Here is a 13,006-nt window from a genome sequence, read left to right as displayed (position 1 = left end):
GACGAATTTCTTACTGTGCTTGGCTATTGAGATAAGCACGGGCAGAAATATCGGTCCATGGGCGAACTTGCTTGATATAAGCCGCCTGAGACTCTTGGATTTCTTTTGCCAACGCATCTTGCGCGGCATGTTCTTTCAATAATTTGTCATTCGCCGTGCGAAGCGCTGCCATCACCGACGCAGGGAAATCTTTCACCTGAACATTCGGGTATTCTGATTTAATCGACGCCCAGTTCTTACCACTCTCATGCACAGATTGAACGTACATGTCATAGGCCGCGGTCTTCATTGCGACTTTTAAAATCGCTTTCAGATCATCAGGCAGACCATCCCAAGTGCGTTTGTTCACCAAGAATTGAAGTTCTGTGCCTGGCTCATGCCAACCGGTGTAGTAGTAAGGGGCAATTTTGTGGAAGCCCATACGCAGGTCAAGTGACGGGCCAACCCATTCCAACGCATCAATAGTACGGCGCTCAAGTGAGGTATAAAGCTCACCCGGGGCAATGTTAGTTGGTTTTGCACCAAGTTCAGCTAGGATTTCACCGGCAAAACCTGGAATGCGCATTTTCAGCCCTTGTAAGTCATCGACCGAGTTGATCTCTTTTTGGAACCAGCCGCCCATCTGGGTATCGGTATTGCCGCCAGGGAACGACAGCAGGTTATGCGGTGCATACACCTTCTCCATCAACTCCATCCCACCGCCTTGGTAGAACCACGCGTACTGCTCCGCTGGTAGCATGCCAAACGGCATGGAAGTGAAGTAAAGCGTATTCGGCACTTTGCCTTTCCAGTAGTAAGACGCCGAGTGACCAAGATCGTATTGACCCGATTTCACCATATCAAACACGCCGAGTGGCGCCTTGTGCTTGTTGGCAGAGTCGATACGGATTTGCAAACGGCCGTTTGACATCTCTTCCGCCATTTTGGCCATATTTTTCGTAGCATCACCGAAAATTGGGAAGTTTGGCCCCCAAGTTTCTGCCAGTTTCAAGCGATAGACTTTATCAGCAGCGTTTGCAGTGGTAGCCACTAAAGCGAGCGCGGCCGCAACCGCCGTCGTTTTTAGCACTCGTTTTATCGTTCTTTGGATAAGACTCATGTTTCACGTCCTTTGTTTTTATTCATGTCGGATCAATTGACATTGGAAATTCATGTTAAACATGAAACAAAAAACACACTTTGTTAATCGGCAGGAACACGCAAGGGAAAGGGAAGTGGCAACCTACTCCAGCTCACGCAAATACGTATAAACACGTAGGATATTGACTAAAGCTCTGCTATGAGATTGTCTTTATTAGACTTCACTCTTCAATAACACATACCAGATAGAGAAGAACTACGTAGGTAGTATCAGCAAAGATATTTAACAAGCTTTGTCTAAAATGTGATGAATTCGATACAAACATGTAGGCATCAGAAACCAAATGATGCTTCAAAAAAGGTCAGAGAAAGATGAAAGACAGAAAAAACCCCCAATCAATTGGGGGCTTCTTACTTGAGTATTCGTCACACTCGATGACAAACCGCCTAGGCGAATCAGCGCATTACGCCAACTTGTAGATCACCTTGTTACCTACAAGCTGCTCTTTCTGCACTAGGTTATCTTCAAGCAGTTTTTTCAGTGCGCCAGTCGCCCAAGATGCCGCTTTAGCATCTTCTTGACCTGCTGCAAGGCCGATGCTTTTCGGGTTAATGCCTTCTGCATTGGCGGCAACGATATCCAGCACTTGTTGCTGCTTAGGCGTCAGAGAAATCTCTGTGTTTACTGCAGATGAAGCAGCCACTTTGGTCGCAACGACTTTTTTCTCAGCCACTGACTTAGAGATAACGGTTTTTTCTGCAGCTGGCTTAACTGTATTTGATGCAGCAGCCAAATTCGCTACAGCTGCTTTAATGCGTTTTTGCAGTTTCATCTGCACTTTACGCTTATGAGCAAGTCTCATTAAATGTGTCTCCAGTTCACTGCTTATCAGCAGGGATGAAAATTTGAAGCGCGTTTTATACCAAAATTTCAGCTCGATTTGTAGGCTTAAGCAGTGAACAGTGGCGAAAAATGCGTTATGAGCGGAGAGAGACTATTCTTTAATCAATAAGATAATGAACTTAATTGGGTATCCAAACGTAAAATGTCGTTATCGTTCTCATCATTCCGCCTCCGGCACTAACGGCTCAAAACGAGTTAAGGAGTACAATGCAAACTCTCCAGTTGTCAAACCGCTACCAACTCGCCAGCTCAGTTTTTGTTAAAGGGCTGGTGGTGGTATTTGCGATTGTCGGCGGTTTGATCTTGCTTCTGTCTCCAAGCTGGCCGCAAGCGCTGCTCTCTGTTGGCCTGCTCATCACCATTGCGCTGTTTGGTGTCTACCTGATACAACGCAGCACCGTCGCCTATACCCTCACGCCCACGCACTTCCAGCAACATCTCTTTCAAGGTGGTTGGGTTGTAAAATGGAAGAACATCGAAAAAATTGGCATTTGTACCTATGAATCGGAAGGCTGGCATCAGCCTTTGCCGTGGATTGGCATCAAACTGGTGCGCTACTCACCCTATTTGATGGCGATCTGCCCTCGCGTTTCGACGGAAATTCTGCTCAGCCAACGCGCACTGCTTTACCTCGGCACGCGACAACATCAGTGCGAAAGCCGATTTGAAGAGATGGTATTGGATCCCCAACCATATATTGATGAGCAAGGGATAGAGCACACGGGTTTACAGGCGATGCTGGCGAATCGCATGAAATATCAACGACGTTTTTTCGATTACGATATTTTTATTTCAGCGCAAGATTTGGATAGAGAAGCAGCAGAGTTTGTTGGCCTAGCAAGGCGCTACTTAGCGGCGGCGGAACCCGATCAATAAAGCCAACCAAAGAAACACGACGAGTTGTCTCCTTAGCTGGCTTACACGATAAAAACCGCTAGTACCGTAGCAGTTAGTACAGTGGCATTTCGTCAGCCACGAATGGATTGGTTCGACGCTCGTGCCCAAACGTAGATTCCGGACCATGACCCGGAATAAAGGTGACGTCATTGCCCAGTGGCCACAGCTTATTTTTGATTGACGCGATCAGCGTATTGAAATCACCTTGAGGGAAATCCGTTCGGCCAATGCTGCCACTAAATAGCACATCCCCGACAAACGCACGACGCGCCTCTTCACTGTACAACACCACGTGACCCGGAGTATGCCCAGGAGTATGAAGTACTTGCAGCACTTGATTGCCAAAACGCACTTCGTCACCATCATTGAGCCATTGGTTTGGTTCAAACGCCTCTGTCAACGGAAAGCCAAACATTTGGCTTTGCCCTTCCAGACCTTGTAGCCAAAAGTTGTCTGCTTTATGAGGACCAACAATCTCGATACCATCAAGCATTTCAGCCAGACGCTCGGTTCCACCAACGTGATCTAAGTGGCCATGAGTTAATACCAAATTGACCACTTCCACACCCAATTCTTTGATGATCACAGCAAGTTGCTTTTCATCGCCACCTGGGTCGATGACGATACCTTTCATGGTGTCATCGCACCAAACAATCGAACAGTTTTGTGCAAATGGAGTAACGGGAACAATCTGATATTTAAGTGCCATAGCAACCTCGGTCAATTTCGAACTGGGCGAAACTATGACACCGGAAGCGTCGAAAAACAAGGTGACCCTTCACCAAGAGCGAACCGGACCCGTGTCGATATGGACAAAATTACTGCCCGGATAGTACCCGACCCCACCGGCTTCGAGACTCAAAGCGGCATCGCGCACCGTTGAAAGCTTCACGCCATCAAGGCGAAAGTCGATGGCCCGTCCAAGCATATGGTAGCTTTTCTTCGCCACACCAGAGGATTTAGCGCGCAACGCAGCGTTCGTTTGTGGCGATCGGTAACCTGAAATGATTTGCACTTCGTTTTCTGTACCGATCAGTTTTTGAATTTGAGTCAGGTGATCAAACAAACGGCGATCCATTGGGTGCACTTCGTTTTGGCGAAAATCTCGGCAAATCTTGTCAATACGCGCCAACTCTTCAATCAGATAAGTCGAACCGTCAAAATAGCAAGTTTCAAGTAACTCACCTGTGTGTAGATTGTTGAACGCAAGAGTACGAGGCTGATCAGGATACGACGCCATTGCAAGTTTAGGCATGGCTGACGCCAGCAATAACCCCCCACCGGTCATACGTAAAAATTGTCGTCGAGAATATTGATCAGACATGAATAAAGTCACCACTAAAAATTACTTCAGCAGCGAACCTTATCGGAAGGTATTTTTCACGTCAAATGCATAAAACGCGCCCAAATAGGGCAAACTTCGGTAAAAGAGTGATTAGTTATTGAGTAAACACTCTTTTTTTCTTATGTAAATTTTTGTTCAATTTTCAGCCTTTGTGATCATCCACGAGATCGTACTGATAGATATCATCGCGGTAGTTCAGCTCTTCCCCTTCAAACCACACTGTCTGATAGATGATATGCACCGGAATCCGACGCCTGAGGGGGATCATAGTGTTGGCCTCTTGCCGAGTGGCTAAATTAGAGAGCTCCTCCTCCAACCCTTGGGTTTTCAGCAATTGCAGCGCAAACTGATCGGCATTTTGAACCCGCACACACCCAGAGCTGAACGCTCGGCTGTCTTCTTGGAACAAACTTTTCGACGGAGTGTCGTGCAAAAAGATCGCACGCTTGTTGGGAATATTGAATTTGTACAGCCCTAGCGCGTTTTTATCTCCGGCCAGTTGACGCATTTTGTATGGGAAAGATTTGAGTGACACCTTTGTCCAATCAATGGTTTGTGGATTCACCGCGGTTTGCGAGTCCCACCCTTCAATAATTTCAATATTTTGTTTGGTTAAGAAGCTTTGGTCATATTTCACTTTCGGCAAAATATCTTTGACCATAATGGTTTTCGGCACGTTCCATACGGGATTCAGCACCACCCCATCCATCTTGCCCACCATAATCGGCGTTTTTCGGCTCTTTCTGCCAACCACCACTTTGGATTCAAAGATCTCCTCGCCCTTATACCAAAACTTCATCTCATAGCCTGGCACATTGACCAAGACCAGCAGATCTCGTTCCTCTGGCCAAAGTCTCGAACGCTCAGAGTTCAACGCCATCGAGTGCAGCCGCTGAGCGGGAGTCATGTTAAGCCATTTTAAGGTAATAGGCCCGACAACACCGTCTTGCGTCAGCCCATGCATTTTTTGAAATTGTTTCACCGCCAGTTCAAGCTGCGTGTCGTAGTATTTGATATCCCGCTTCAAATGGCTGGTTTCAAGACCCACCACTTCTAAACGTTTGATCAAATTGGCTCTATCGGGCAGTTTATCCCCCAGCTTCAATAAACCCACCTGATGAAAAAGCGGCACGGCGTGATCTCGCGCCTTTAGTAAACGACTATAACGATTGGCAAACTGCTGATGGCGCTGTAAAGGCGAACGCAATGACCGAACAAACGTTGCCAAATACCCAGCCTGAATATCTGCAGATAAACGATTCATTGATGAGTAGGAAGGCGCGGGCAAACTTTGGCTTAACGGCTGCGTAAAGAGCCACTCTTTGCCATGTTGGGGAAGTTTTTCCAAATAGCTGATGTAGGAAAGCAACAGGTCGGTGGCAACAATGTCATACTCAAACCATTTTTGCTCGTTTTTATAACGTCTCAGTTTACTAATTTGGTGGTCAAAATAGGGGCTAACAGATGCGGTTTTGATCAGTTCTAGTTGGAACTCAAGTTGCGAGGTCGCTTCATTGTCAGACCAAATGAGTCGATGATGATTGCCTTGATACAAGCGCTCAACATACTCAGGAAACTGAACATAGGCAAACACGGCGGAGTTTCCATCCAACCACTGCTTCTCTTCCAATCCACTCAGTGACCAAGAAGGACTAGAGAAGAAAATGCCTATCATAAGTAACACTCGTTGCCACCGCATCTCTGCTCCTTGAGAACTCAATCCACTCAGTAAGTATGGCAAATTTCCCAAAGAACAGAGGTGTGATTTTAAGCGAAGTCACTCACAATAGTTTTGACCAGTGATTATCCCATTGAATATTCGATTGAATCTCAGCACTGCCCATCTGGACCGATGTGGTGATCACTTTTCCAGCCCCAGAGCTCACGCGAAACTGATCTTGGTAAACAACCACGCCTGAGGCATCAGGCAGTGCGGCTAACTCCACCAATTCTCCAGTGGCTTTAGACCAGATACCATAGCAGTTGCCCGGCGGTGAGGTGGCCAAAATCCAATCGGATGTTGCCGCAATGCTGGCGATGTAATGATTAAAACGAGCCCACTGCTCTGGTTCAGCACGCAATGGAATCATCTCTCCTCCACGAGTGTGCATCGCCAACAGCGATGGATACTCATCCGGCTCACCTCGATACTGCTGACCACATAACACCGTTTCCGCACCATCGTGAGCGAGATGCCGAATGCTTAACTTAGGATCCGATAAAGCAACTTGCTCCAACAGTTTCCCTTGTTGTGAGAGGTAACTTAACGATGGCCGCATGGTGTCCAAATTTAATGGCGCGCGACCAAGGGTATGAACGCCGCCAACACCAATTGCCAATACACCATCAGGCATCATGATCACTTCATGAGGGCCAATACCAAATCCGCTGAGCTCCGCGACTTTTTTATAACGGTCGCCAACATCGTACACACCGATGATACCTCGGCTTGTACTGCGCTCTCCCTCGGTGGCAAAGAGGTAATCCCCTGCAAGGGAGTAGACGCCGTGGCCATAAAAATGCCTTTCGGGATGAGCACTTTGCAGATGGATGGTTTCTCCCGAGTGATAATCAAACACCATGAAGAAACTACCCGGACGACGTGCAAATACCGTCGCATGACCATGTGCATTGGTGGCGATACCATGGCCACGTTCAGGAAGCGGCAACTGCTGTAGTGGTCGGCCATATTGATCAGCCACTACCGCTGTATATTGGTGACGCCCACGAATCGCGCATCCCACCAATGCGGGTTCAGCTTGTCTCGCATCTTTATTGGTTGATGCACAGCCAAAAGGCAGGAGCGGCGCACTCACACCAAACAGTGCAACTTTTAATAAGGTTCGTCGTTGCTCGTTAGTCACCATCGGTTGCATTGAATCCTATGACGACACCTAACTCGACCGCCACTTCATCGTGGATGAGGTACTTTAACTGTTCCAATTTACGTAACTGAGTCAACGCCATTCGATAGCCTTCTTTGTCTTGCAACGCTGCAAATAAGCTCGTTTGCTCAGGCCAAGTCGCTAGAGTCACATCAAACTGATTCACCACTCGATCTGCCAACTCTACTTTATCCATTCCCCTCAATGTAGCGTCTAGTCCCTCTCCGTTGGCCAAATACAGCGCTTTCAGTGCTTTCACGTTCGCTTTTAGATTGGAAAGCGAGGTTTGAGAGCGCCATGATTCTGAAAAATAAGGGCGAGGTTGACCAATATTGGCTAACGGACGGCTCAGCTTTTTCATCGCATATTCCAATTGGTTTGACAGCAGTGAAATGTACTCTGAGTGCCACTCTTGTTCATTGAGTGATGCCCAAGGATTACTTGACCAGGCATCCGAAATACGTTGCGTGTTTTGATTGAGATGACGGCTAATCGCGACCCCAGTTTGACAAGTTTGAGCATTTCGGCTGAGATCTGAACTTTCATCATAAAGTAGCCATTCAATCGCACCCAGCCCTTGAACCGTCACGCTTTGTGCCGCGATGTCATCTACTTTCCATGTTTTGTTCTGCTGAATCAATGCGGACATTTTGCGTCCGGTGGTGTTCTTTTTATCTGGCCAAAATTGTACGTTCCAGCTTTGCTCAAGCGCCGCTGCAGGACCGCGTTCTTGACCTTGCAACGCCATCCAGCTCAACATACTGCGGTGCCACTGTTTCTTGACGATGTCCATGTCCGCCTCTGGCGACTGGCAGTAATGCACAAACGCGCTAACAAGTTCTGTGGTCTCTTGAGCCAAAGTGGCTGCTGCCGCTCGTTCGATATGGAAAACCGCGTCGCTACGATGTTGTGAAACCTTGTGCGAGTCTGTTGTTGATTGGCAACCGACAAAGAGCAGCGCCGCGCTCATTGCAAGTGAAATTTGTATGGCCTTCATTACCACTCCCTATAGTGAACTGAGGAAAGCGATCAACGCATTGCGCTCTTTTGCTGACATTTTCAACACCTTTTGCTTAGCCGCTTCAGCTTCACCACCATGCCAAAGCACCGCTTCCATCAGATTTCGTGCTCTTCCATCGTGTAAAAAATAAGTGTGATCATTCACTTCTTGCGTATAACCAATGCCCCACAACGGTGGCGTTCGCCACTCTTGACCATTGGCTAGGTATTCTGGTCGATTGTCCGCCAAACCTAGTCCCATATCGTGCAACAATAAATCAGTATAGGGATGAATGGTTTGTTCTGACAATGCAGGTAATGCCTCGCGTTTGGCTGTTTTCACCGTCTGCTTATGGCAACTCTCACAACCAGATTGTACGAACAGCGTCTCGCCGAATTTCACTTGCGGATCATTCACGTTGCGACGAATCGGTACCGCTAAATGCTGAGAATAGAACTCAACAAAATCCAAAATGTTGTCACTCACCTCAGGCGAGCCACCATTGGGCAACTTACGACAAAGATCTTGTCTATCGGTGCAGTTTTCTTGTGGGAAGAGATGACTGGTTAAGCCAAGATCGCCATTAAACGCCGCCGCGTTTTGTTGCATTAAGGTGGGTTGACCCGCTTTCCAACCAAAACGACCAATTGCGAGGGATTGAGTTTGCACATCCCACACTTTATTGAGTTTTCCTGAGATGCCGTCTTGATTGCGATCCTCTTCATCAGCCCACTGCAACAGGGTTTCTTCGGCTATCGATTCAAGCAGACCAAGACCGATCATCGGAGGTGCGACGCGAGCAGAAAGCAAAGTTTGTGGATGCATCTCTCCATAAGCCAGATCACGGATCTCAACCGCAGGCTTACGCAACACCACCGTCGTCCCATCGCTGAATGTGACAGGTACATCGCTGTAACGGATGCTGATTTGCCCTTCCGGTTTTTGGTCTTGAAGAGCAAAATCTTGCAACTGACCACCATAGGTGGGTTCAGGAATAACACCACTGGTGATCACCGCTTTTTTCTGCTCCGCCGTGAGTGCTGGAATACTCAAGCGCACCAGCATTGATACGGCATGACTATCCCCTTTTTCAGGAGGATGCCCTCGGCCATCTTTAATATGGCAGTTTTGACAACCATTCGTGTTAAACAGTGGACCAAGGCCATCACGCGCATCCGTTGATGCCGGCGCAGAGACCCAAGGGTTGCGGAAAAAACTGTTGCCTACACTAAAATCCAATCTTTTGCTCATTGGAAGATTGGCTGCAGGTAGTGAAAACGCATTTGGCCCCTCTTTCTTAACGCTGGTGTCACCACCAGATTTAAGATCGTTGGCAAATGCGATTGAAGAGAGCACGATGAGAGTGCTGAGCAAGTACGGCTTCATTGATTTGCTTCCTACTAAACTGCATAAACAGCAAAAGGGCTCTAATGAGCCCTCTAAATATGATAATAATTATTAGAATTCGTGATCCGCAGTGTCTGGATTCAGACTGTCGATACCAACAATCTTCGCTGCACGTTCGATCGCTGAGGTTTGCGCCACCAATGACATGATGGTTTCGTTCACTAGCGCATTGCCTTGCGCATTGCCCGCTGCGATCAGTTGGTCAAAATGTTGATTTTGCTTTTCCGCTGATGTGACTAACTTGCCTACTTGCGCACGAGTGGTATCAAACTGTGCTTGGATCTCTTTGGCTGCATTTTTATCTTGTTGCGCCACCAAATCATGTAGGCTCGGCCCTGTAAGCAGTGAGCCATCAACACGTTTGTAGATACCGGTATAAACGTTGTAGATACCTTGCTCGTTGTAGTAGTGTGAGTTATGAGTGTTGTCCGAGAAACAATCGTGCTCATCCTCTGTCGAGTTCGCTTCTAGTGCCACTTTCATACGCTCACCGGCCAATTCACCAAGCGAAAGCGAGCCCATACCAAACAGCATTTTACGCAAACCATTTTCAGCCGACTGTGCAAGCAATTCTTGACGGTAGTTACCTTTCTCTTGCGCAGACCATTGTTTTTCCATCCACTCAAGATCCGTTACGAGGAGCTGAGCCGCCGCTTTTAGATAGGCGCCACGGCGGTCACAGTGATCATTGGTGCATTGCGAACCCACAACAAAATCCGTGTAAGCACGTTGGCCAGCACCGGCATTTGTACCGTTAAGGTCTTGCCCCCAAAGTAAAAACTCAATGGCGTGATAGCCAGAAGCCACGTTAGCTTCAGAGCCACCGACTTCGTTGAGCTCTGCGATCAACTCAGGTGTAATAACGGAAACATCCAGTTGCGACGCGCCGATTTTCAGCGTTGTATTCGCAACGATATTGGCTTTCGCCCCTTCGTTACCCAGCTCATATTGGTAGTCGGTTGAAACATAATCGATCAAACCTTCGTCTAATGGCCAAGCATTCAACTGCCCTTCCCAATCATCCACAACGGCATTACCGAAACGGAACACTTCAGATTGTTGATAAGGCACTCGAGCATCTAGCCACGCCTGCTTAACCTCTTCTAACTTTGCCGCTGAAGGCGCAGACAAAAACTGTTCAACTTTCTTTTCAAGTTGCTGTGCGGTTGTCAATGAATCCGCAAAAACAGCGTGGGCAACGTCAGCATAATGCTCGACAACTTGCTGATTGGTAACATTCGCGGCAAGCAGTTGACCACTGGCAAACAGTGTCGTCACTGCTAAAGATTGGACTAATAGAGTTTTTGCATTCATCTGAAGCATCCTTGTTGAGCATTTCTTACTTGTTATTCGTAGTGCTAATTATTCTTATTTGCACTTTTAGTCGCCAGATAATACAAAGTTACAATTTTTTTGCAAGTGACAAACAAAAAAAGCTCCACAACTGTGGAGCTTTTTATCAATTATTGCTAAGCAATTTCGCATTACACTTTTAAATGGTGCTTACCATGAGAGACTTTCGCCTTTAAGTAGCTTTCATTGCCTTCTTTGATGTGGGCAGAGGTATTGACCACTTCAACAATCTCTATTCCGTACTCACTTAGTTCGCGAATCTTCTTAGGGTTGTTGGTCACTAATCGAATCTGTTTGATGCCCAGCGCCTCAAGCATTTGTGCCGCTTCCGTAAAGTCACGAAGATCGTCATCAAAGCCAAGATGGTTATTGGCCTCATAAGTATTCATCCCTTCGCTTTGCAAACGGTAAGCATCGATTTTGTTGTAAAGGCCGATCCCGCGACCTTCTTGGCGAAGATAAAGAATAATACCGCCAGACTCACCCATACGATTGATTGTCTCTTCCAACTGCTCGCCACAGTCACAGCGAGACGAATGGAACACATCCCCAGTGAGGCATTCAGAATGCATTCGGACTAGGGGGACTTCTTGAGTCACATCTGCCGATTTAAAGATGACAGCCACGTGCTCTTTGTCGGTCTTCAAACCACGAAATGAAAGAATTTCCGCATCAATATTACTTTTTGCACCGACTTTAAAATCGACCCTGGCTCGAACTTCCGCCATATCTCTACTCACTTGATTGGTTACGTCTAATCTAACGACTCTTTTGTACATGATGTTTTCTCATCTGTATTGCAACTATGGGGGTTGATACTCCAATTTTCAATCATCGGATCACAAATGAGTTTTGTTATATTATAACAACAATGCTTGAGTGCAACAGTCAGGTATAAAAAAACCGCCAGGCTGGCGGTTTTCGATTAACAACGTCAATACTTAACAGTCGTCTTCTGTGAAATTCGTTGGAAGCTGCTTTTTCATCTCGTTCCAAATCATCGCACTCTCAATACCGTATTGACGAATCAACGCTGGTAACTGTTCACGCTGTCCTGACTCACACGTCAACAGCAGTTGGCGATAAAACTTGAGGGCCAATTCACGAGACGCTGGATTAGAGAAGTAAAAACTACCGACACGATCATAGAGCTTCTTCAAACCATTAAAAATCAAACCATAAATTTGATTTCCTGAATGAAAGGCCAAACGCTGGAACAGCATGTAGTCGTAGAAGTTGAAGGTCTTCGCAATCAAGATTTCTTGGCGTTTCGCTTCATCTTTCTCATTGTCTTCTTTTACATTTTGCTGAATTTTGTCGGCATAAGGAGACGATGACAAAAATGCATCCCAAGATTCAGCGGCAACCAATTGCTCACATGAATCAATAACGGTTTTGATCGTACGCTCAGAGTTTTCTTTATTCACTTTAAAAGCATAACGCATGAATATCGGACTGATGTTTGTACGTGCTGCAAGCAAATCTTCCACAATATTTGTTGCGTTATCAACGTCTAGCGTCATGAGTGTATCGAGGATATGCAAACCCGAGGTTTCCATAAACTGGTTCACTTTGGTTGGCTTACCATGTTGGATCGTCAACCAACCATCACGAGCAAGTCTTTGTAAAACCTCACGTAGTGTGGTGCGCGTAACACCAATCAGTTCAGACAGCTCACGCTCAGCAGGTAAAATGGAACCTGGAGGGAAACGCCCATTCCAGATGCTTTCGATAATGTATTTCTCTGCAAATCCCGCAGGGCTCTTTGCCTTAATGACCATTATATTTGTTATTCCAATATTTGTTTTGGGTCGAATGGCACTCATCATACCACTACTTCTTCATTTGCGAAAATTTACTATCACGAAATGCAACCAAATTGCAATATAGAGTAAACACTCTAAGTTAAATTGGATAAAAAATGCCTTTTCCGAATCTGCAAGTCGTCAAAAAATACATTTTATGGCCGCAAGGCGATGCACAAAGCCAGAATAAATAAAGGGTACTGGGTCACATTTTTAAATTCATAAATTGCAAATTAAAATTGAGTTAATCGGTTAATACTCCTTCTTAATTTAACTTTTTTATGCTTTGAACGTAAATTATGATGATAAGCGAACTTTTGCATAGTTTAC

The 13,006-nt window shown here is 46.4% G+C and carries 12 protein-coding genes; 1 reads left to right on the top strand and 11 read right to left on the bottom strand.

Going from position 1 to position 13,006, the window contains the following annotated elements; genetic code table 11:
* Positions 1–10: 10 nt before the first annotated feature.
* Positions 11–1,099 carry a TRAP transporter substrate-binding protein gene (locus CIK04_RS08740; RefSeq protein ID WP_097352778.1) on the bottom strand — a complete coding sequence of 363 codons (1,089 nt, stop codon included), beginning with the start codon at positions 1,097–1,099 and terminating at the stop codon, positions 11–13.
* Positions 1,100–1,544: 445 nt separating this feature from the next.
* Positions 1,545–1,943 (bottom strand): hypothetical protein, encoded by a 399-nt coding sequence (locus tag CIK04_RS08735; protein WP_017421904.1) that lies wholly within the window; start codon positions 1,941–1,943, stop codon positions 1,545–1,547.
* A 248-nt stretch (positions 1,944–2,191) separates the two neighbouring features.
* On the opposite strand from CIK04_RS08735, the gene CIK04_RS08730 reads away from it, so the two are divergent.
* Positions 2,192–2,860 carry a DUF2982 domain-containing protein gene (locus CIK04_RS08730; RefSeq protein WP_097352779.1) on the top strand — a complete coding sequence of 223 codons (669 nt, stop codon included), beginning with the start codon at positions 2,192–2,194 and terminating at the stop codon, positions 2,858–2,860.
* Positions 2,861–2,933: 73 nt separating this feature from the next.
* Here the strand turns inward: CIK04_RS08730 and CIK04_RS08725 are convergent, their stop codons facing one another.
* The 9 genes from CIK04_RS08725 to fadR form a co-directional block, all read right to left on the bottom strand.
* Positions 2,934–3,590: an MBL fold metallo-hydrolase gene (locus CIK04_RS08725; protein WP_026050641.1), complete on the bottom strand. Its 657-nt coding sequence runs from the start codon at positions 3,588–3,590 to the stop codon at positions 2,934–2,936.
* 69 nt (positions 3,591–3,659) lie between these two features.
* The gene (locus CIK04_RS08720; protein WP_038941634.1) at positions 3,660–4,205 is read right to left on the bottom strand and encodes a YcbK family protein; all 546 of its coding nucleotides are present in this window, start codon (positions 4,203–4,205) and stop codon (positions 3,660–3,662) included.
* Positions 4,206–4,368: 163 nt separating this feature from the next.
* Positions 4,369–5,925: a murein L,D-transpeptidase gene (locus tag CIK04_RS08715; protein ID WP_038941635.1), complete on the bottom strand. Its 1,557-nt coding sequence runs from the start codon at positions 5,923–5,925 to the stop codon at positions 4,369–4,371.
* 82 nt (positions 5,926–6,007) lie between these two features.
* Complete coding sequence (locus CIK04_RS08710) at positions 6,008–7,102, bottom strand: DUF1513 domain-containing protein (protein ID WP_097352780.1); 1,095 nt, start codon at positions 7,100–7,102, stop codon at positions 6,008–6,010.
* The gene (locus tag CIK04_RS08705; protein ID WP_176463307.1) at positions 7,083–8,108 is read right to left on the bottom strand and encodes an imelysin family protein; all 1,026 of its coding nucleotides are present in this window, start codon (positions 8,106–8,108) and stop codon (positions 7,083–7,085) included. Before CIK04_RS08705 ends, CIK04_RS08710 begins: the two co-directional genes overlap by 20 nt.
* 9 nt (positions 8,109–8,117) lie before the next feature.
* Positions 8,118–9,497 carry a di-heme oxidoredictase family protein gene (locus CIK04_RS08700; protein ID WP_097352782.1) on the bottom strand — a complete coding sequence of 460 codons (1,380 nt, stop codon included), beginning with the start codon at positions 9,495–9,497 and terminating at the stop codon, positions 8,118–8,120.
* Between the two features lie 72 nt (positions 9,498–9,569).
* Positions 9,570–10,832: an imelysin family protein gene (locus CIK04_RS08695; protein ID WP_026050638.1), complete on the bottom strand. Its 1,263-nt coding sequence runs from the start codon at positions 10,830–10,832 to the stop codon at positions 9,570–9,572.
* A gap of 170 nt (positions 10,833–11,002) precedes the next feature.
* Complete coding sequence (gene ribA / locus CIK04_RS08690) at positions 11,003–11,599, bottom strand: GTP cyclohydrolase II (protein WP_011080106.1); 597 nt, start codon at positions 11,597–11,599, stop codon at positions 11,003–11,005.
* Positions 11,600–11,812: 213 nt separating this feature from the next.
* The gene (fadR, locus tag CIK04_RS08685) at positions 11,813–12,652 is read right to left on the bottom strand and encodes a fatty acid metabolism transcriptional regulator FadR (RefSeq protein WP_011080105.1); all 840 of its coding nucleotides are present in this window, start codon (positions 12,650–12,652) and stop codon (positions 11,813–11,815) included.
* Between the last annotated feature and the right edge of the window lie 354 nt (positions 12,653–13,006).

The sequence above is a fragment of the Vibrio sp. 03_296 genome, assembly GCF_002265885.1.
The sequence above is the reverse complement of the archived record's forward strand: the minus strand, read 5'-3'. Positions and strand labels throughout refer to the sequence as shown.